A 19685-nucleotide genomic window follows, 5' to 3' on the forward strand; every position below is an offset into this window, starting at 1 on the left:
GGGCGAAGCGGGGTCAGTCGGGGTAGGGAACGGGCCAGCGTGGCTCGGGCACCGGCCAGCCGGCCTCGCGCAGCGCGCGGCGCGACAGCTCGCGCGCCGAGTATGGCGTGCGGACGCCCCGGATGTCGCGGTAGTCCTGATGGCCCGGCCCTGCCCAGAGGATCGCGTCGCCGTCGCCGACGAGCGCGACAGCCTCGACGATCGCCCGCTCGGGCGGCGAGTACTCGTAGATCTCGGCATCCGGACGCGCTCGCCGTGCACCCTCCAGCAAGGTCGCCCGAATCGAATCCGGGTCCTCGAATCTCGGGTGGTGGTCGGTGATGACCAGGATGTCGCTGCCCTCGACCGCGGTGCGGCCCATGTCGTGGCGTTTGCTCTTGTCACGGTCACCATCGGCGCCGAAGAGCATGAGCACGCGCCCCGGCGTGACGCGGCGGACCGCGGCGAGCGTCTTCTCGAAGGCATCGGGGGAGTGGCCGAAATCGACGTAGATCGCGGGACCAGTGGGGCCAGAGACGAGCTCGGTTCGACCGGGCAAGTACGCGCGGATGACGTCATTGTCGAGGGCCCGCGTGATGCGTTCCCAGTCGTAGCCGGCCTCGAAGATCATGACGATCGCCTGGGCGGCGTTGGCGGCCATGTGGCGCCCGATCACCGGCACCGTCGTGGACAGCGAGCGACCTCCGGGACCCGACAGGCGGAAACGTGTGCCGTCGGGCAGTTCGTCGAGGATCTCGACAGTCCAGTCCGCTGCTGCTGCCGCATCCGGGTCAGCGGCGATCGCGGGGGTTCCGATCGTGACGTAGGGCACCTCGCAGGCAGCGACGACATCGGCGCCCGATGCCGAGTCGAGGCAGATCACGGCTCGGCGCGAGCGGTCGGGGCGAAAGAGCGGGAGCTTGGCCTGAAAGTACTCAGCCATATCGGCGTAGTCGTCGAGGTGATCGTGCGAGAGATTGGTGAAGCCCGCAACGTCGAACACGATCCCGTCCACACGTTGGCGGCTCAGGGCCTGGGCGCTGACCTCGATGGCGACTGCCTCGACGCCGCGCTCGCGCATGAGGGCGAGCAGGGCGTGCATCTCGTAGGCCTCGGGAGTGGTGAGGCGGGACACGATGACATCGCCGGCGATGTGGCGTTCGGCGGTCGATGAGAGTCCGGCGGTGACGCCGAGCTGCGTCAGGATGCCCTCGAGCAGGTGGGACACGCTCGTCTTGCCGTTCGTGCCGGTCGTGCCGAACAGGATCGGAAGCGTGTCGTTCGGCCCGGTCGCATAGACCCACGCCGACAGGGCGCCGAGGCTCCCGCGGGGGTCGGGGACAACGATCGTCGGCAGGCCGCTGGCCAGGGCGCGCTCGCGGCCCTCGGCATCCGTGACGACAGCGACGGCGCCTCGCGCTGCGGCATCGTCCGCGAACTCCGCGCCGTGGCGCGTCCCTCCCTGGACGGCGACGAAGAGGTCGCCGGGGCGGAGGTCTGCGGTCGCGAGGGTGAGACCGGTGACGGATGCCGAGGCGTCGGTGTCCGCATCCTGATCGCCGCCGCCGACGCGCTGCTCGATCGGTGCTCCGAGGTGTGCCGCGAGGTCCGCGAGGCGGTGCGCGGGCGGGTTCTGCGGCCGGAGCACGGGCGGCAGGTTCGCGGGATCTGTCGTCATGGCGCCTCCATCTTCTCACCCGCGCACTGGGCTGACTCAAAGGCAGAGCCGATAGCGTGGCGGCGTGGATGTAGTCGCCTTCATCGTCGGTGTCGTCGTGCTCGTTGTGGGCCTGGCGGTGTCGATCGCGCTGCATGAGATCGGCCACCTCGTCCCCGCGAAGCGATTCGGGGTGCGCGTCGGCCAGTACATGGTCGGTTTCGGACCCACGCTGTGGTCCCGTCGCCGCGGCGAGACCGAGTACGGCGTGAAGGCGATACCGCTCGGCGGCTACATCTCCATGGCTGGAATGTACCCACCCTCGCCGGCTGCGCGCGCTGCAGACGGCGGAACAGTCTCGGGACGTGCCGGGGGCGGCTTTTTCGCGACGATGGTGCAGGATGCCCGCGCGGCGAACGACGAAACACTCGACGGCGCCGACGACGACCGCGTCTTCTATCGGCTGCCGGTCTACAAGCGCGTGATCATCATGCTCGGTGGTCCGCTCATGAACCTGGTTTTCGCGGTCGTTCTGATGACGCTTGTGCTCAGCGGCATCGGTGTGCAGACCGTGACGAACACCGTCGCGTCGGTGAGCGCCTGCGTCCCCGCCGAGGCTGGCCAGGAATGTCAGGCCGGCGATCCGCCGTCACCGGCGGCGGCAGCAGGCATCCAACCCGGCGATGTCATCGTGTCGGTGGGTGGTCAGGAGGTCTCTGATTTCGCCACGGCAGCTGCCCTCATCCAGGCAGCTCCGGGCCAGAGCGTACCGATCGTGGTCGACCGCGACGGCCAGCGTCTCACCCTGTCGGTGACACCCGACTCCGTGACCCGTCAGGTCGTCGATCAGGACGGGCAGCGTGTCGAGAACCAGGTCGGGGTCATCGGCGTCACCGGGACTCTTGACTACGTGCGTCAGCCGATCTGGTCAGGCCCCATCGCTGCGGTCGACAATGTCGGAACCGTTGCCGGGATCATCGTGCAACTTCCTGTCAAGGTCTACGAAACGGCGGCGACGCTGGTGACCGGTGCCGAGCGCGATCCGAACGGGCCGCTCAGTATCGTCGGCGCCGGGGCGATCGCGGGAGAGGTCGCGGCAACCGACGCCCCGGTCGTCAATCGCATCGCCGTGATCCTGTCGCTGCTGGCGTCGCTGAACATCGCGCTGTTCGTGTTCAACCTCTTGCCACTTCTCCCCCTGGATGGTGGTCACATCGTCGTGGCGCTGTGGGGCGGCATCCGCAACTGGTGGGCGCGGATTCGCGGGCGTGCTGAACCGGCCCCGATCGACGCGACCAGACTCGTGCCCCTGACGTTCGTCGTGGTGATAGCCCTGATCGCGATGACCGCGGTCCTGATCATCGCCGACCTCGTGAACCCCATCCCGCTCTTCGGCTGAGCGAGTCGCGCGGCCGACGCGCCGCGGGGATCACTCCGGGGCGAGGGCCCACTCGATGAGCTGATGCAGGGTCGACATGCCGTCGCGCGAGAGGATCGATTCGAGGTGGCCCTGCACCGAGGCGAATCCGGTGCCCCGAAGGGCGTAGACGTCGCCCGTTGCCGGATCCGCTGCGATCTCCACACCGGCAATCGTCGTTCCCGAAGCGCAGCGCGCCGTGAACGTGTTGTAGAAGCCGATCGAGGCGGGTTGTCCGAAGACATCGACGGTCAGCTGCAGGCCCTGGTGGGGTTGCGCCAGCGGAGCGAGGTCGATGCCGAGCTCGCTGGCGAGGATCTGATGGCTCAGACACACCGTCAGCAGCGGTGCCGATGCCGCGCGGCGCCGCGCGATGATCTCTCGCAGCCGGGCCATGCGGGCCGACGACGGATCCAGCGGGTCGCCGGGGCCGGGGCCCGAGACCAGCAGCTCCGCCGCGTCGACCTCGTCATCGGTAACGGCATCCCACGGCACAATCGAGACGTCGAGGCCGAGGTGGCTCAACTGGTGCGCGAGCATCGTCGTGAAGCGGTCTTCGGCATCGATGACCAGCGCGCGTCGCCCCGCGAACGGTCCGGCGCCTGCCTGTTCCTGCGGGTTCAGCCAGAACGGCGCGAGCCGGGCATTCCGGGACTCCAGGAGTGCGGCGATCGTCGGGTCGTCAGCCAACCGGGCAGGGGCAGCGGCGGGGGCATCCTCGTCGAGAATCACAACAGCGGGCCGGACTTCGCGCGGGATCGCGCCGATCGCGCCCAACACGCCCGCAGCCTTGCCATGTGTTTCGCTGACCTCGCCGTAGGGGTCGGAGTGGCGCACCAGCGTGGCGCCGACAGGCACCCGCAGGCGTCCGTTCTCGATATAGGCGGTGCGGATCAGGATCGGGGCGTCGAGGTCGTGGGTGACAGCGTCAGTTCCCTGGCCGGGGGCGGCGTCCGTGCGTGGCGTGAACAATGCGGCGACGCCCGAGTAGTAGCCGCGGGGTGTCGTCTCGTGACGGGTGATGACCGTGCACGCGTTCTGCATGGGGGAGCCGGTGACCGTGGGTGCGAACATCGTCTCGCGCAGGATGTCGCGCGGGTCCAGCTTGCTCGAGCCCCGCAGCATGTACTCGGTGTGCGTGAGACGGGACATCTCTTTCAGGTGCGGGCCGGTGATGCGTCCGCCGTCCGTGCACACGGCGCTCATCATCTTGAGCTCTTCGTCGACGACCATGAACAGCTCTTCGGTCTCTTTCGTGGAGCGCAGGAACTCGCTGAGGTTGTCGACGGTGGCCCCGCCCTCGGGGTGGCGGAATGTCCCCGATATCGGATTCATCGTGACGATGCCTGCCTCGGCGCTCACGTGAGCCTCGGGACTCGCTCCGACCGCCACGTGGCTGTCGGTCACCACCGCGAAGGTCCAGTAGGCGCCGCGCTCGTGCTCGAGCAACGCCCGGAACCAGGCGAGGGCCGCCACCCGCGGGTCAGCATCGACATCCGCCGTGAAATCGCGACGGATGACGAAGTTGGCGCCTTCGCCGCGCCCGATCTCATCGGCGATGACCCGGCGCACGATGTCGGCGTACGCCTCGTCGTCGATGTCGAACCCGGCGTCCCGCAGCGGGATGACGTCGTGGGGAAGGACGGCCAGCGCTTCGTCTCGCGGATACGTGGCGCGCTCCGTGATGACAAGACACCGCAACGGTGCGCCGTCATCGTGGCACGCGAATCCGCGCTCTCTCACCTGTCGGAACGGAACGAGCGCGAGAACCTCTCGCGGCGTGCCGTCGGCTGCCAGGAGCGGGATGTCGCGCAGCAGCTCCACGTCGATAACCTCGCCGGTGAGCACCTCGACGGTTGCGGAGTCACGGGCGAGGATCGCGAACGGCATGTCGCTGGTGGCGAGTCCGGCGAGGGAGGGAAGGGGAGTCCCGGTCATGGATCGGTCTTTCGTCGTGGGGCGGCCACCCTCACAAAGAAGACCGCCCCGGGGGCGGTCTCAGGATCAACGAGCACACCGCCTCAGACGGTGGGCCACCATGGGGTGCTCGCGAACATGCGCCGAAACTACCACAGCGCTGCTGCGCTGCGCCGAGTCTCTGGCGCTCGGGTGCCAGCTCGCAATACATTCGAGACATGACAGATCCGCAGGGTAGTGGTTCCGACGAGCTCCGCCAGCGCGCGGTCGCAAGTCTTCGCGCAAAGCAGGGGTTCTGGTACACCCTGGCGACATGGGTGGTGCTCTCCATCTTTTTTGTTCTCATTTGGGCGCTGACGGGGATGGGGTACTTCTGGCCCGCCTGGCCGATCGCTGGAATCGCGATCGGGGTTGCCTTCGCGGGCTTCAACGCGTACGGTCCGACCCGCGGCGCGCTCGCCGAGAGCAAGATCCAGGACGAGATGCGCCGACTGCAGTAGCGCCGACCCACCTCGGCGACCTCGGCCTGCCACCCAGCCGGAATGCGTAGGCTGGTCCCGTGCCAGCTGTGAACATCGGAATGCCGAAGGTCCCCGAAACCCTCGCTCCGCGCCGCAAGAGCCGCCAGATCAAGGTGGGTAAGGTCCTTGTCGGCGGAGATGCGCCCGTCAGCGTCCAATCGATGACGACGACGCCGACGACCAACATCAACGCCACGCTGCAGCAGATCGCCGAGCTCACGGCATCCGGATGCGAGATCGTGCGCGTGGCAGTGCCGTCGCAGGATGACGCTGACGTGCTGCACATCATTGCGGCAAAGAGCCAGATTCCGGTGATCGCCGACATCCACTTCCAGCCGAAGTACGTCTTCCAAGCCATCGACGCCGGTTGCGCGGCGGTTCGCGTCAATCCCGGCAACATCCGCAAGTTCGACGACCAGGTCGGGGCGATCGCGAAGGCCGCGCAAGCGGCTGGGGTGTCGCTGCGGATCGGTGTCAATGCCGGGTCGCTCGACCGGCGCCTGCTGGAGAAGTACGGCAAGGCGACTCCCGAGGCGCTCATGGAGAGCGCGGTGTGGGAGGCCTCGCTGTTCGAAGAACACGACTTCCACGACTTCAAGATTTCGGTCAAACACAACGATCCCGTTGTGATGGTCAAGGCCTACCGGTTGCTCGCCGAACGGGGTGACTGGCCGTTGCACCTCGGGGTGACCGAGGCCGGTCCCGCCTTCCAGGGCACCATCAAATCCGCTACCGCCTTCGGCATCCTGCTGGGTGAGGGGATCGGCGACACCATCCGCGTTTCGCTGTCTGCGCCGCCCGCCGAAGAGGTGAAGGTCGGGCACCAGATTCTGCAGTCGCTGAACTTGCGTGAGCGAAAGCTCGAGATCGTGTCGTGCCCCTCATGCGGGCGAGCCCAGGTCGACGTGTATTCCCTGGCCGACAACGTCACCGAGGGACTCAAAGACATGACGGTGCCGCTGCGCGTGGCTGTCATGGGGTGCGTCGTGAACGGACCGGGAGAAGCCCGGGATGCCGACCTGGGCGTTGCCTCCGGCAACGGCAAGGGTCAGATCTTCGTCAAGGGCGAGGTCATCAAGACGGTTCCCGAGTCCGAGATCGTCGCCACTCTCATTGCAGAGGCCAACCGGCTCGCCGACGAGATGGGCCCCGACGCCCCGCTCGGTACTGCGCAGGTCGTCACGAGCTGAGAAGCCCCGGACTCCCACGCGCCTGGGTCCGGGAGTCTAGGACCTCGCAACGCGTTCGAGCGCCTCCAGCGGGATCGAAACCCACGTGGGCCGGTTGCGGATCTCGTACATGACCTCGTACACCGCCTTATCAGCGACGTAAGCGTCCAGCAGCACACGGTGAGGCCCGGTGAGGTCCGCGCCGGTGTCGCCGTCGCTGCCGTCATCGGATGCCGCAGCCGCGACGTACGCCGCGACGAAGTGCTCGCGAGCGCGGGCTGACCACTCGCGCGCGCGCTCTGCTCGCAGAGCCCCCGCCTCATCGGTATCGGTGTCCGAAGCCCAGGACACCTCGATCATCGCCGCCGCGTAGTCGAACGAACGCAGCATTCCGGCAACATCCCGCCACGGCGAATCCGGAAGAGAGCGCTGCTCGAACGGCCGGCCCGGTTCACCCTCGAAGTCGACGATGCGCCATCCGTGCGAGGTACGCAGAGTCTGGCCGAGGTGCAGGTCGCCATGCACGCGCTGAACCTCGAGGGTGTCAAGTGCGGCGACAGCGTCATAGAGGGCGTGCAGTTGCGGGACGCTGGCCTCAAGCCCGGGGACCGACCGGCGCGCGTGGTCGAGGCGACCCCGCATCGCGTCGGCGAGCTCCGCCGTGGTGCCGGCACCGCGGCGCTCGGCGGGAAAGCGCGACCGCATCAGGGCATGGACCTGCGCGAGGGCCGCACCCAGACGCGCGGCCTCGCCGGCGAAGTCACCTCCGGAGTCCCCCGCACGCTGCTCGGGATCTGCGAGGAGCGCGCGAACGCTGGCGACGGCCAGCTCGAATCCGTCGGTCGCCGTCGCCAGGAACTCTTGCAGCATCGCCGTCTGCAGCAGCTGCCCCTCGACCTCGACCTCCACCCAGCCGTACAACTGTGCGATGTGTTCGGAGCCGCCGCGTGTGAGTTCCTCATGGATCTCGATGTCGGGGTTCGTTCCGGGGCTCACCTTGCGGAACAGCTTCATGATCGCGGTGTCATCGAACCGCGCCGACGAGTTCGACTGCTCACCGGTCATCGGTGACGAGACGAGCGAGTCGTCCAGGGGTTCGCCGCCTGCGACACGGTGGAAGCGCAGCCGATCGACCTGCGCGGTTCCCGTGGCCTCCGCCGCGATGAACCCGTCCAGCCAGATGCGCATCGCCTCGCGGTCGTGCACCGCGTCGTAGAGGTGGATGTGGCCGGCATCCGTGTCGATGCCCCCGAGGTAGGCGTGGCTGATTCGCTCTTCAACGTCGGGGTAGCCGCTCAGCGGCACCTGATACAGCTCGCTGCCGGCATCCTGATCGCGATAGGTCACCGTGAGGAGGTAAACGGTCAGAGACGGCCGCCCCTGGCGAGCAGGCACGTCCGCGATGCTGCGTACCTGTTCGACCTCGAATGGCCGCCCCTTGCCGCCGAACCAGCGGGTGCGTACCAAATAGCTCTCCAGGAGAGCGGCGTCGGGCGCGGTCACAGCAGCCCCACCTCCTCTGCATCGTCGGCCGGTGAGTGCAGTTGAAACCAGAAGAACCCGTGACCGCCGAGGGTGAGCAGGTAGGGCAGCTCACCGATCCGAGGGAAGGGAACGCCGCCGACGAGCTCGACCGGCACGAGCCCCTCGAAGCGGCGGAGGTCGAGTTCGACCGGCTGGGGGAACTGCGACAGGTTGTTGACGCAGATGATGACGTCCACGGTGCCGTCGTCGTTGGTGTGCTCGCGCGTGTAGGACAGCACTGACGGATTCGACCCGCCCAGGTCGTTGAAGCTCCCGAGTCCGAACGCCGGGTGGCGCTTGCGAGCCTGGATCATCTGACGCGTCCACTGGAGCAGCGAGGAGCGGTTCTCCTGCTGCGCTTCCACGTTCACAGCGAGGTACCCGTGCACCGGGTCCTGCACGATGGGCAGGGCAAGCTTGCCCGGGTTGGCGGTGGAGAACCCGGCGTTGCGGTCCGAGGTCCATTGCATGGGTGTGCGCACGCCGTCGCGGTCACCGAGCCAGATGTTGTCGCCCATGCCGATCTCGTCGCCGTAGTACAGCACCGGCGCGCCGGGCAAGGAGAGAAGCAGCGCGGTGAACAGTTCGATGCGATCGATGTCGTTGTCCAGCAGTGGTGCGAGGCGGCGACGGATTCCGATGTTCGCCTTCATGCGCGGATCCTGCGCGTACTCGTTCCACATGTAGTCGCGGTCTTCGTCGGTGACCATTTCGAGGGTCAGCTCGTCGTGGTTGCGCAGGAAGATCCCCCACTGGCATCCGGAAGGGATCGGGGGAGTCTCCGCGAGGATGTCGCTGATGGGATAGCGGGACTCACGACGCACCGCCATGAAGATGCGCGGCATGACCGGGAAGTGGAAGCACATGTGGCATTCGTCGCCGCCGACGTCCGGATCCCCGAAGTAGTCGACGACATCCGCCGGCCACTGGTTGGCTTCGGCCAGGAGCACGCGTCCCGGATACTCGCGGTCGACGATGCGGCGCACCTTCTTCAGGAAGTCGTGTGTTTCGGGGAGGTTCTCGCCGTTGGTGCCCGGGCGCTCGTAGAGGTAGGGGACGGCATCGAGGCGGAACCCATCGAGCCCCATGTCGAGCCAGAACCGCATCGCGTCCAGCACCGCGTCGTGGACCCGCGGGTTGTCGAAGTTCAGATCCGGCTGGTGCGAGAAGAAGCGGTGCCAGAAGTACTGCTGCCGCACCGGATCCCACGTCCAGTTGCTCGGCTCGGTGTCGACGAAGATGATGCGGGCATCCTCGTAGAGCTCGTCGGTGTCGCTCCACACGTAAAAGTCGCCGTACGGCCCGTCGGGATCGCGGCGGCTCTCTTGGAACCACGGATGCTCGTCGCTGGTGTGGTTCATGACGAAGTCGATGATGACCCGCATGCCCCGCTCGTGCGCGGCGTTCAGAAAGGCCTGGAAGTCTTCGGTAGTTCCGAGCCCCGGCTGGATGCCGGTGTAGTCGGCAACGTCGTAGCCACCATCGCGCAGGGGGGAGGGAAAGAAGGGCGGAAGCCACAGGCAGTCGACACCGAGCCACTCGAGGTAGTCCAGCTTGTCGATGAGGCCCCGGAAGTCGCCGGTTCCGTCGCCGTCACTGTCTTTGAAGGATCGGACCAAGACCTCGTAGAAGACCGCCGTCTTGAACCATTCAGGCTCCGCGCTTCCGGGTGTATCGGGGAACGGCTCCTGTGTCAGGATCGGGATGGAGACGGTATTTGTCGTCGGTTCCGCGGCGGTCATCTGTTCCTCCCGTGGTTCCGGATGTCGGAGGGCCTGTCGTCTGCCTAACCTGCCACACGCGCCTGTCCGATGCCATCCCCTTGCGCTCGCGCGCTCAGTCCCATAGGCGCCAATAGGCGTTGATCGCGGGCTGCCCGCCGAGGTGGGCGTACAGCACCGTCGAGTCTTGGGGAATGTCGCGGCTGCGCACCAGGTCGATCAGCCCGGCCAGGGACTTTCCTTCGTAGACGGGGTCGGTGATCATGGCCTCCAGCTGCGCGCCGAGCGCCATCGCGGCCATTGTCGAGTCGACCGGGATGCCGTACAGGTCACCAGCCCAGCCTTCGAGCACCTGGATCTCGTCGTCTCGGAGGTCGCGGCCTAGTTCGATGAGGCTGGCGGTGTTCCGCGCGATCCGCGCTACCTGCTCCCGCGTCTTCTCGATCGTTGCCGATGCGTCGATCCCGATGATCCGGCGGCGCACTCCGGTCAGCTCCTCCAAGGCTGCGAAGCCGGCGATCATGCCGGCGTGGGTGGACCCGGTCACCGTGCAGACGATGATCGTGTCGAAGAAGACCCCGAGCTGCTTCTCCTGTTCGGCGACCTCGAAGGCCCAGTTGGCGAATCCCAGTCCGCCCAGCGGGTGCTCTGACGCTCCCGCCGGGATCGGATACGGCACGCCGCCGGCATCCTCGACTTCCTGCAGCGCCGTCTTCCACGAGTCCCGGATGCCGATGTCGAACCCCGCGTCGTCGAGGCGCGAGTCTGCTCCCATCATCCGGGTGAGCAGGATGTTGCCCACTTTGTCGTTGGTGGGGTCCTCCCACGGCACCCACTTCTCTTGCACGAGCCGGGCCTTCAAACCGAGGTGGGCCGCAACAGCTGCCACCTGTCGCGTGTGGTTGGACTGGTAACCGCCGATGGAGACGAGGGTGTCTGCGCCCGAGGCGATGACGTCGGGGACGATGTACTCGAGCTTGCGGACCTTGTTACCGCCGTACGCCAGGCCGCTGGAGACATCCTCGCGCTTGGCCCAGATCTGCGCGCCGCCGAGGTGGTTGCTCAGGCGAGCGAGGTGGTGGACCGGGCTCGGTCCGAACGTGAGCGGGTAGCGGGGGAACTCATGGAGCTTCATGCGTGGGAATCCTCGGTTTCGTTGCTCGTGCCGGTGTCGGCGGTGGCGGGGTCCGAGACGTTGGCATCGCCCTCGGTAAGCAGGTAGGTCCAGATAGACTCGGCGATCTCCGCAGCGCCCAGCGCGTCACCGAGGGCGCAGCGCGCGATCAGCTGGTCGTGGCGCAGTGTCGAGAGCTCGGCGTGCTCCGACGAGAATTGTGCGCGTTCTGCTCGCAGGAGGACCGGTTCATACAGGCGCAGCACCGTTCGTATTGCATCGTTGTCGGCGATTTCGACCAGGATGCCGTGAAAGAGTTCGTCGGCGGCGATGGCGCCGTCGATGTCACCGCACCGGAGCGCTGCGGCGAACAGGCGATTCGCAGCACGCATCCGCTCGATCGTGTTCGAGTCGAGTCGCGGCACTGCTGCAAGCGCAGCGAGACGGTGCATGGCCGCTACGACATCGCGAGCCTCACTGGTGGCCCGACGTTCGATCGGCGAGATGATTGTCGCCCGTCCCGGTGTCGTCTGGACGAGTCCCGCGTGTGCGAGCTCGAGCAGCGCCTCGCGAACAGGTGTGCGGCTCACGCCCAGCCACTGCGCAATGTCGGCGTCACGCACCTGTTCGCCCGGCGCGAGGGTGCCGTCCACGATGGCGGCGCGCAGCCGTGCTTGTACCTCGTCGCGGAGGAGGGGGCGGTGGGTGCCCGCTGTCGAGGGGACCGGCATGCAATATATTGCATACGGAACGACGCGTGTCTGTCAACTCCGACCGGCGGGGTTCAGGCCAGGTGTCCGGCGGGGACGTCGAGATCGCTGGTGTACGTCAGCGTCGTGATCACGGCGATCTCGAGCGCGCGCGTGATGTCGGCTTGGGGGAGCGATGCCGCGCCGGGTGGTGCGTTCTCGGCATCCCATGGCACATGGATGAAGCCCGCCCGCAGTCCCGGGGTGTTCGCGCTCACGTGTGCGACCGTGAAGAATACGTCGTTGCAGACGAACGAGCCTGCCGATAGCGACACGGAGGCGGGGATGCCGCTGGCCGCGATCTCCGTGGCGATCGCCTTGACGGGGAGCGAGGATGCGTACGCGAGGGGCGCGCCGGGGATGCTGGCGGTGTCGACGGGCTGATGCCCCGCGTTGTCGGGAATGCGGGCGTCGCGCAGATTCACGGCGATGCGCTCCGGCGTGATGGCGTCGCGACCGCCGGCCAGGCCTGTCGCAATGACGACATCGGGCCTGTGTGTGGCGACGAGCTCGATCAGCTCTGCGCCAGCGCGCGCGAAATCCACGGGAAGTACTGCCGTGACCAGTCGAGCCGGCCCGTTCCACGCGGCGCCCAATCGCACTACCGCGTCGCCTGACGGATTCGTCTGATCACCGGCGAACGGTTCGAAGCCGGTCAGAAGCACGGTCGACATGCCTTCACGGTACGTCGAGGATGCCGGTAGAATATGCTGACACGATTTAGCAACGCGGAGGAGGTCGTCAGGACCGAGCCGCAGACGCCTCCGGAGTGCTCCTCATGACCCATCCGATCCAGCTCATCGCCTATGCCGACCGCCTGGGAGGGACGATTCCCGCGCTCGGTGAGGTAGTACGCGACCGATTCGCTGGAGCCTTCGGCGGCGTTCACATCCTTCCTTTCTTCACGCCCTTCGACGGCGCCGACGCCGGGTTCGACCCCGACGATCACACGACAGTCGACCCTCGGCTGGGCACGTGGGAAGATGTCCGCGCCCTCTCTGACGACCTCGATGTCATGGTGGATGTCATCGTCAATCACGTGTCTGCCCGCTCGCCGCAGTTCCGCGACGTCATCCAGAACGGGGACCAGTCGCGCTACGCGGAGATGTTCCTGACGATGGGAACCGTCTTCCCGGACGGTGCGACAGAAGCCGATCTGCTGCGGATCTATCGGCCCCGTCCCGGGCTCCCGTTCACTCCGTATCCGTGGGGCGAGTCGACCCGGCTGGTGTGGACCACCTTCACCGCGGCACAGGTCGACATCGATGTGCGCAGTGCTGCGGGGTCCGCGTACCTCATTTCGATCCTGGATGCCCTGCGCGATGCTGGCACACGGATGATTCGCCTGGACGCTGTCGGTTATGCGGTGAAGACGCCGGGCAGCTCGTCGTTCATGACGCCTGAGACCTTTGCTTTCATCGATGAGCTGACCGCGCTGGCGCACGAGCGCGGGCTCGAGGTCCTAGTCGAGGTTCACTCGTTCTACCGTCGCCAGATCGAGATCGCCCAGCGCGTCGACCGTGTGTACGACTTCGCGCTTCCGCCCCTGGTGCTGTTCGCTGCCGCGACTGGAGATCACGCGCCGCTGGCGCGCTGGATCGCTGAGCGGCCCGAGAACGCCGTGACCGTGCTGGACACTCACGACGGCATCGGCATCGTGGACGTGGGGCCCGACGCGGCGACGGGGGAGCCCGGGCTTCTGGATGCCACCCAGCTCGACGCGTTGGTCGAAGCGATCCACGACGCCACGGGCGGGCAAAGCCGGGCGGCAACGGGCGCGGCGGCTTCGAACCTCGACATCTATCAGGTCAACAGCACTTTTTACGACGCCCTGCGCCGCGATGATCGGGCGTACCTGGCAGCACGTGCAGTGCAGCTGTTCTTGCCCGGCATCCACCAGATCTATTACGTCGGGGCTCTCGCTGGAACCAATGACATGGATCTGCTTGGGCGCACCGGGGTCGGGCGCGACATCAACCGCCACATCTACAGTGACGCCGACGTGACGCGCGACCTTGAGCGGCCTGTCGTTGCCGCTCTGTTGGAGCTGTGCCGATTCCGCGCTGGCGCCCCGGGGCTCGACGGGGCCTTCCAGTCGCGGCTCGATGACGACGGATGGTTGCACATGCGGTGGGAGTCGGCATCCGGATGGTCCGAGCTGCGGGCGCGGCTGGACCAGGGCCAGGCCGAACTCCGCTGGGCGCGCGCCGACGGGCGCGAGCACGCTACGGCGGACCTGCTCGAGCAGCCTCCCACCGATGGGTGAGGCCCGGACGCCTTCGGCTCGCCGTTCGCTGAACCGGTGCGCCGCCGCGGCCTAGACTTGACGCTCGTGGTCACCCGTCTCTCGCATTACTTCCTCCGCACGCTTCGCGAAGACCCCGCCGACGCCGAGGTCACCAGCCACAAACTCCTGGTGCGCGCCGGCTACATCCGGCGTCAGGCACCCGGCATCTTCGCGTGGCTGCCACTGGGCCTGCGGGTCAAGGCGAAGCTCGAGCAGATCATCCGCGACGAGATGGCTGCCGCGGGAGCCTACGAAGTGCACTTCCCGGCGCTGTTGCCCCGGGAGCCCTACGAAGCGTCGGGGCGCTGGGAGTCTTACGGCGACGGTATCTTCCGCCTCCAGGATCGCAAGGGCGCCGACTATCTGCTCGCGCCGACCCACGAGGAGATGTTCACGCTCCTGGTGAAGGACCTCTACTCCTCGTACAAGGATCTGCCGCTGGCGATCTACCAGATCCAGGACAAATACCGCGACGAGGCTCGGCCGCGCGCGGGGCTGCTGCGCGGGCGTGAGTTCACGATGAAGGATGCCTACTCCTTCGACTACACGGATGCCGGGCTCGATGCGTCGTACCAGGCCCAGCGTGACGCGTATGAGCGAATCTTCCAGCGGCTCGGACTCGAGTACGTCATCGTCAACGCCGACAACGGGCTGATGGGCGGCGCTCGGAGCGAGGAGTTCCTGCATCCGACCCCCGTCGGGGAAGACACGTTCGTTCGCAGCGCCGGGGGATACGCCGCCAATGTCGAGGCCTTCACCACGGTCGTTCCTGCACCCCTGCCGTTCGATGGCCTTCCGGACCCGGTGATCTTCGACTCGCCCGACACCCCGACGATCGCCACGCTGGTAGACCACCTCAACGCGAACGAGGCTGCCCCGGCTCCCGGCATCGCCGGTCCCGCCACGGATGGCGACACGACGTGGACGGCAGCTCACACGCTGAAGAACGTGGTGCTCGCGCTGACCCACCTCGACGGCACCCGCGAGATCGTCGTGGTCGGTATCCCTGGAGACCGCGATATCGACGACAAGCGCGCCGAGGTGGCCTTCGCGCCCGCCGCCGTCGAGGCGGCGACGGCTGACGATTTTGAGAACAGCCCGTTGCTCGTGAAGGGCTACATCGGTCCCTGGTCACCGACGGGGGCGATTCTCGGCGAAGAGTCGGCGACCGGCATCCGGTATCTCCTCGACCCGCGTGTCGTGGAGGGTACGTCGTGGGTCACTGGCGCGAACATCGACCAGAAGCATGTCCACTCACTCGTGGCGGGACGGGACTTCAGCGGCGACGGTTTCGTCGAGGTGGCGAACGTTCTGCCCGGCGACCCGGCACCGGATGGCTCGGGCCCCGTCGAACTGGCGCGTGGAATGGAGATCGGTCACGTCTTCCAACTCGGCCGCTTCTTCGCCGAGACGCTTGGCCTGAAGGTTCTGGATGAGAACGGCAAGCTCGTGACGGTGACGATGGGCTCCTACGGCATCGGCGTCACGCGGATCCTTGCGATCATCGCTGAGCTGAGCAACGACGAGAAGGGTCTCATCTGGCCGACTGCCGTGGCACCCTTCGATGTGCACGTCGTCGCCACGGGCAAGGACGCCGTCGCGTTCGACCTTGCGGAACAGGCAAGCGCGCGACTTGAGGCGGCCGGTCTCGCGGTCGTTTACGACGACCGCCCCAAGGTTTCTCCGGGGGTGAAATTCGGCGACGCGGAGCTTGTCGGCGTGCCACGCATCCTCGTGGTCGGACGGGGAGCGGCGGCCGGTGAGGTCGAGCTCTGGGATCGCCGCACCGGCGAGCGCGAGACGATGACGCTTGACGACGCCATCGCTCGCCTCGCGCCGTGAGGTATCAGTAGGCGATCTTCGCGTGCCGGACGATGTCGTCGTCCGGTGTGTCGCGGGTCACCAGCGCCTTCAGCATCCCGGCGGCCTGCGCCAACCGGTTCTGTCCGGGTTCCCAGAACTCCACTTCGACCGGGCTCACCCGCAGGAGGGTGATCCCGGGCGTATCGAGCCCGTCCTCGAACCACACCTCCAGCGACGGCGAGTACAGCTCTTGCATGAGTGCATCGTCGTGGACGACGCGGGCGTGACCGGCGACCGAGACGTAGCGCATGCCCTTCGGGTCGCAGTAGGACAGTCCGACCTCGTCATCTGCTTCGGCCTCGTCGACCTTCTTGGTGTGCTCGGCCGTGAAGAACCAGATGTCTCCGTTCTCGTCCATCCGGCGTGTGCTCATCGGGCGGCTCACCAGATTGCCGCCGTCATCGCGCGTCGTGAGCATCGTGATGTCGATGTCTTCGACGAGTTCCTTGGCGCGGGTGCGGGCTTCGGTTCCTGTCAATTCCGTCATGTCGGCAGGATGTGGGTCATCCCCTCGCGCGCGCGAGGGGATTGACACGGGTCACAGGTCTGCATATCGGGCGCGGAAGAAACAGAAGAGCCCGTATGCGGCGAAGCCTGTGCCGACGCCGATGACGAGTGCCGGGCCGGCCGGTAGCGCGAGCAGGGAGTGGATCGCTTCGTCCAATCCTCCGGCGGCGTCTGGGTCGGTGGTGACCGCCGCGATCACGACCAGGATGCCCACGACGGCAAGCGCGAGGCCCTTTGCGACGTATCCCACGATTCCGAGCACTGTCACCGTCATCCCGAGCCCCCCGCCCGGGTATGACATCTTCTTCTGGAAGCCGCGGGTCACGCCGACACCGGCGTAAGCAACGCCGGCGATGAGGATGCCGATCCCCAGGATGCCGAGCACGATCGGTCCCGCGAACAGCGAGAGCACGCCCTCGCTGGCATCCTCCGCGCTCTGTTCACTGTTGGGCCGCGCGCCCAGTGCAATTGCTGCCGCCAGCACCGCAAGGATCAGGTAGACGACCCCGCGGCCCCAGGAGGCTATTCTGCGCCGCCACCTGTCGGGCTCATCAGAGCCGCGTACGACAAGGCCGTCCGCGAGCTGATGGGCGCCGAGCACGGCAAGCAGCGCGGCAATCACCCAGACGAGGATGATGCCGAACGGCGCCTCGGCAAGTGCGGTGAACGCCCCGCTCTGGCTGGTCTGCTCGCTCGATCCTCCCAGCGCGACAGTGATCACGAGGGTGCTCAGGAGCAGATGCACCAGGCCCATCGCGACGTATCCGCCTCGGGCGAGCGCTCGAACGGCGGGATGAGATTGCGCATCGCGCGCGGTCTTTTTCACGCTGCCGGGGGCCATGGGCCGAGCGTATCTGCGGTCGGCACGGTCGCGGAGACGGTTGACGTCAGCGCGAGCCGATGCAACAGGCGATCGTCAGTGGGCTCAGAGTCCGAACTCCGCACGCACGTGGTCGCGGATCTCGACATACTCCGGGCGATCCCAGAAGAAGAGAAGCTTCTGCGCGATCACCGTGTCGTCGTCGGGTTCGGGCTCGAGCACGAACGTCATGAAGCTCTCGGCGAAGTCTTCGACCACATTGGTGGCGGCGTAGTCGCTGACGAAGTCCTCTTCGTGATCGAGATAGAACTCGTAGGCGAGGTCGGCGTCTGCATTACCAGGATCCGGAGCATCCGACCCGTACCGGGCCCAGAACTCCTGGTCGAAGCCCCACAGCGCCGAATCCGGCTCTGCGCACCCCTCGTCCAGCTGCAGCGTGTCGCAGCTCCACGCAGCGGGGTCGGTCTGGCCCGGAGACAGGCTCAGAATGTGCGCGTACTCGTGGATCATCGTGGGCAGCAGCACATCTTGGTCTGCCCCGTCAGCGAGGTTCACCACGAGTGTCCACCGCGCGGGATCGTCAGTCTGGCGTACGTAGGCCCCCAGGTCGCTGGAGTCTGAATCTCCGACACGGAAGTCGCGGATGACGCTGACTGCCACCTCGGGGGTCGCGATCCTCACAAACATGTCCCAGACCGACTCGGTGGTCTCGTCGCCGGTGGGTGACAGCGAAGCATCCGGCTCGACGGTGTAGACCTGGACGACGCCGAGATCCTCGTCATCCTCGGTGTAGACCTCGCCGTCGCTGTACTGGCCGGAGCCGCTCTCGTCGACGACGCCGAAGTCGGTGAACGCTGTCAGCGAGCAACCCGACAGGGCAAGAAGAAGGGCGACGAGGGCGGTTGCGGCGGCGGGCAGTGTTCGCCTGCGGGTCATTGCTGTGCTCCGTGGAGGTGATCGCGGTGCTTCTGGGACTGCCGCTTTTTGGTGATGAGATCCAGCGGACCGGTGACGGTGAGTTCGTCTTCCCAGCACTCGATCCCCGTGACGCCGGGCAGCAGGTCGCGGGTGAAGACGGGATCGCGGCCCTCCCGGCGTTGGCGGGTGTAGTCGCGCAGCAGGCGGAAGGCGATGCCCGACAGCAGCGCGATGGCGATGAGGTTGATCAGTGCCATGACCCCCATGACGCCGTCCGCGAAGCTCCACACCAGGTCGGCAGAGGCGAGCGAGCCGAGGAGCACGGCGAGAACAACGGCAACACGGTAGGCCGGGAGGATGCCGCGTCGGGTGGTGATGAACTCGATGTTGGACTGGCCGTAGTAGTAATTGCCGAGGATCGACGAGAACGCGAGCAGGAAGATGATGATGCTCAGCGCAATGTTCGACCACTCTCCGAGCGTGGAGACAAGTGCCCCCTGGGTGAGGGCGATCCCTCGCGATGCGCCCGCCAGATCAGGGACAGACACCAGGATGATGAAGGCGGTGATCGAGCAGACCAGGAAGGTGTCGAAGTAGACGCCCAGCGACTGCACCAGACCCTGCTTGACCGGGTGCGTGACGGCGGCGCTGGCACCCGCGTTCGGAGCTGAACCGAGGCCCGCCTCGTTCGAGAACATGCCGCGTCGTACACCCGTCAGCACGATGTATCCGAACGTCGCGCCGACGACTTCGTTGAACCCCCACGCCTGCGTGAAGATCTCCCCGAAAACGACAGGGAGCTGATCGATGTGGATGGCGACCACCGCAAGGCCGAGCAGCAGGTAGGCGAGCGCCATGAGCGGCACCAGGGTCTGGGTGACTGACGCGATACGACGGATGCCGCCGAAGACCACGAGCGCCGTCAATAGGGCCACAATCACCCCGGTGACCGGGCCGACCCATCCGGCATCCGTCCCGAAGCTCGACGAGACCGTGTCGGCGATCGTGTTGGCCTGCAGGGATGAGAACGCGAACGGGAAACAGATCAGCAGGATGACGGCAAAGAGCACACCCATCCACCGCGCGCGCAAACCTCGCTGCATGTAATAGGCGGGTCCGCCGCGGAAGCCGCCTTCGGCGTCGCGCACCTTGAACAGCTGCGCGAGCGAGGACTCGATGAAGCTCGATGACGCGCCGATCAGCGCCATGAGCCACATCCAGAACACTGCTCCGGGTCCGCCCAGCGCGATCGCGGTTCCCACCCCCGCGATGTTGCCGACGCCCACTCTCGAGGCCGCCGAAATCGTGAAAGCCTGGAACGACGACACGGACTGCGGTGCGCCGTCGGTTGTTCGCGGCGTCTTGTCGGTGAGGGTGCGGAACATCTCCGGGAAGAGCCGGATCTGCACGACGCCCGATCGCACCGTGAAATACAGGCCCAGTCCGACGACGATCGGAAGCACCGCCCAGGTCCAAAACAGGTCACCCCACTCGACGATGAGGGAATTGACGTCATCCACGG

The 19685-nt window shown here is 66.7% G+C and carries 16 protein-coding genes; 5 read left to right on the forward strand and 11 right to left on the reverse strand.

Features of this window, described 5'->3' with window-relative positions:
* Nucleotides 1–13: 13 nt before the first annotated feature.
* Nucleotides 14–1657, reverse strand: a complete 1644-nt coding sequence (locus tag LL236_RS04910) for a Mur ligase family protein (RefSeq protein WP_228177679.1) — start codon at nt 1655–1657, stop codon at nt 14–16.
* Nucleotides 1658–1721: 64 nt separating this feature from the next.
* Here LL236_RS04910 and LL236_RS04915 point away from each other — a divergent pair, with 64 nt between their 5' ends.
* Nucleotides 1722–3035 carry a M50 family metallopeptidase gene (locus tag LL236_RS04915; protein WP_228177680.1) on the forward strand — a complete coding sequence of 438 codons (1314 nt, stop codon included), beginning with the start codon at nt 1722–1724 and terminating at the stop codon, nt 3033–3035.
* A gap of 30 nt (nt 3036–3065) precedes the next feature.
* On the opposite strand, the gene LL236_RS04920 is transcribed toward LL236_RS04915, so the two are convergent.
* A complete protein-coding gene (locus tag LL236_RS04920; RefSeq protein WP_228177681.1) occupies nt 3066–4991 on the reverse strand; it encodes an anthranilate synthase family protein in 1926 nt (641 codons plus the stop codon).
* A 197-nt stretch (nt 4992–5188) separates the two neighbouring features.
* Between LL236_RS04920 and LL236_RS04925 the strand changes: the two genes are divergently transcribed.
* Entirely contained in the window at nt 5189–5470 is a 282-nt protein-coding gene (locus LL236_RS04925) for a 2TM domain-containing protein (protein ID WP_228177682.1), read from the forward strand.
* A gap of 80 nt (nt 5471–5550) precedes the next feature.
* Complete coding sequence (ispG, locus tag LL236_RS04930; protein WP_228177826.1) at nt 5551–6681, forward strand: flavodoxin-dependent (E)-4-hydroxy-3-methylbut-2-enyl-diphosphate synthase; 1131 nt, start codon at nt 5551–5553, stop codon at nt 6679–6681.
* A 36-nt stretch (nt 6682–6717) separates the two neighbouring features.
* Here the strand turns inward: ispG and LL236_RS04935 are convergent, their stop codons facing one another.
* From LL236_RS04935 to LL236_RS04955, 5 genes are all read right to left on the reverse strand, one after another.
* Nucleotides 6718–8163: a maltokinase N-terminal cap-like domain-containing protein gene (locus LL236_RS04935; protein ID WP_228177683.1), complete on the reverse strand. Its 1446-nt coding sequence runs from the start codon at nt 8161–8163 to the stop codon at nt 6718–6720.
* The gene (gene treS / locus LL236_RS04940; protein ID WP_228177684.1) at nt 8160–9926 is read right to left on the reverse strand and encodes a maltose alpha-D-glucosyltransferase; all 1767 of its coding nucleotides are present in this window, start codon (nt 9924–9926) and stop codon (nt 8160–8162) included. The genes LL236_RS04935 and treS overlap by 4 nt, the downstream gene beginning before the upstream one ends.
* Nucleotides 9927–10020: 94 nt before the next feature.
* Nucleotides 10021–11040, reverse strand: a complete 1020-nt coding sequence (locus LL236_RS04945; protein ID WP_228177685.1) for a 1-aminocyclopropane-1-carboxylate deaminase — start codon at nt 11038–11040, stop codon at nt 10021–10023.
* Complete coding sequence (locus tag LL236_RS04950; RefSeq protein WP_228177686.1) at nt 11037–11750, reverse strand: GntR family transcriptional regulator; 714 nt, start codon at nt 11748–11750, stop codon at nt 11037–11039. The genes LL236_RS04945 and LL236_RS04950 overlap by 4 nt, the downstream gene beginning before the upstream one ends.
* Before the next feature lie 53 nt (nt 11751–11803).
* Entirely contained in the window at nt 11804–12442 is a 639-nt protein-coding gene (locus LL236_RS04955; protein ID WP_228177687.1) for a pyroglutamyl-peptidase I, read from the reverse strand.
* Nucleotides 12443–12546: 104 nt separating this feature from the next.
* Here LL236_RS04955 and gtfA point away from each other — a divergent pair, with 104 nt between their 5' ends.
* Nucleotides 12547–14034, forward strand: coding sequence for a sucrose phosphorylase (gene gtfA / locus LL236_RS04960; RefSeq protein ID WP_228177688.1), 1488 nt, complete (start codon nt 12547–12549; stop codon nt 14032–14034).
* 66 nt (nt 14035–14100) lie between these two features.
* On the forward strand, nt 14101–15897 hold the full coding sequence (locus LL236_RS04965; RefSeq protein ID WP_228177689.1) for a proline--tRNA ligase: 1797 nt from the start codon (nt 14101–14103) through the stop codon (nt 15895–15897).
* A gap of 4 nt (nt 15898–15901) precedes the next feature.
* Here the strand turns inward: LL236_RS04965 and LL236_RS04970 are convergent, their stop codons facing one another.
* The 4 genes from LL236_RS04970 to LL236_RS04985 form a co-directional block, all read right to left on the reverse strand.
* Nucleotides 15902–16405 (reverse strand): pyridoxamine 5'-phosphate oxidase family protein, encoded by a 504-nt coding sequence (locus tag LL236_RS04970; RefSeq protein WP_228177690.1) that lies wholly within the window; start codon nt 16403–16405, stop codon nt 15902–15904.
* 51 nt (nt 16406–16456) lie between these two features.
* Complete coding sequence (locus tag LL236_RS04975; protein ID WP_228177691.1) at nt 16457–17266, reverse strand: DUF1206 domain-containing protein; 810 nt, start codon at nt 17264–17266, stop codon at nt 16457–16459.
* An 84-nt stretch (nt 17267–17350) separates the two neighbouring features.
* On the reverse strand, nt 17351–18181 hold the full coding sequence (locus LL236_RS04980; RefSeq protein ID WP_228177692.1) for an NADH:ubiquinone oxidoreductase subunit 4 (chain M): 831 nt from the start codon (nt 18179–18181) through the stop codon (nt 17351–17353).
* Entirely contained in the window at nt 18178–19683 is a 1506-nt protein-coding gene (locus tag LL236_RS04985; RefSeq protein WP_228177693.1) for an alanine/glycine:cation symporter family protein, read from the reverse strand. Before LL236_RS04985 ends, LL236_RS04980 begins: the two co-directional genes overlap by 4 nt.
* Nucleotides 19684–19685 lie beyond the last annotated feature (2 nt).

Origin of the sequence: Microbacterium schleiferi, from assembly GCF_020781975.1 — a bacterium.
Lineage (GTDB): Bacteria > Actinomycetota > Actinomycetes > Actinomycetales > Microbacteriaceae > Microbacterium.

What these genes read in the sequence shown, in the direction of transcription:
- LL236_RS04910 (WP_228177679.1), bottom strand. Translation starts at nt 1,657, where the DNA reads ATGACGACAGATCCCGCGAACCTGCCGCCCGTGCTCCGGCCGCAGAAC.
- LL236_RS04920 (WP_228177681.1), bottom strand. Translation starts at nt 4,991, where the DNA reads ATGACCGGGACTCCCCTTCCCTCCCTCGCCGGACTCGCCACCAGCGAC.
- LL236_RS04925 (WP_228177682.1), top strand. Translation starts at nt 5,189, where the DNA reads ATGACAGATCCGCAGGGTAGTGGTTCCGACGAGCTCCGCCAGCGCGCG.
- ispG (WP_228177826.1), top strand. Translation starts at nt 5,551, where the DNA reads ATGCCGAAGGTCCCCGAAACCCTCGCTCCGCGCCGCAAGAGCCGCCAG.
- treS (WP_228177684.1), bottom strand. Translation starts at nt 9,926, where the DNA reads ATGACCGCCGCGGAACCGACGACAAATACCGTCTCCATCCCGATCCTG.
- LL236_RS04945 (WP_228177685.1), bottom strand. Translation starts at nt 11,040, where the DNA reads ATGAAGCTCCATGAGTTCCCCCGCTACCCGCTCACGTTCGGACCGAGC.
- LL236_RS04950 (WP_228177686.1), bottom strand. Translation starts at nt 11,750, where the DNA reads ATGCCGGTCCCCTCGACAGCGGGCACCCACCGCCCCCTCCTCCGCGAC.
- LL236_RS04955 (WP_228177687.1), bottom strand. Translation starts at nt 12,442, where the DNA reads ATGTCGACCGTGCTTCTGACCGGCTTCGAACCGTTCGCCGGTGATCAG.
- gtfA (WP_228177688.1), top strand. Translation starts at nt 12,547, where the DNA reads ATGACCCATCCGATCCAGCTCATCGCCTATGCCGACCGCCTGGGAGGG.
- LL236_RS04970 (WP_228177690.1), bottom strand. Translation starts at nt 16,405, where the DNA reads ATGACGGAATTGACAGGAACCGAAGCCCGCACCCGCGCCAAGGAACTC.
- LL236_RS04975 (WP_228177691.1), bottom strand. Translation starts at nt 17,266, where the DNA reads ATGGCCCCCGGCAGCGTGAAAAAGACCGCGCGCGATGCGCAATCTCAT.
- LL236_RS04980 (WP_228177692.1), bottom strand. Translation starts at nt 18,181, where the DNA reads ATGACCCGCAGGCGAACACTGCCCGCCGCCGCAACCGCCCTCGTCGCC.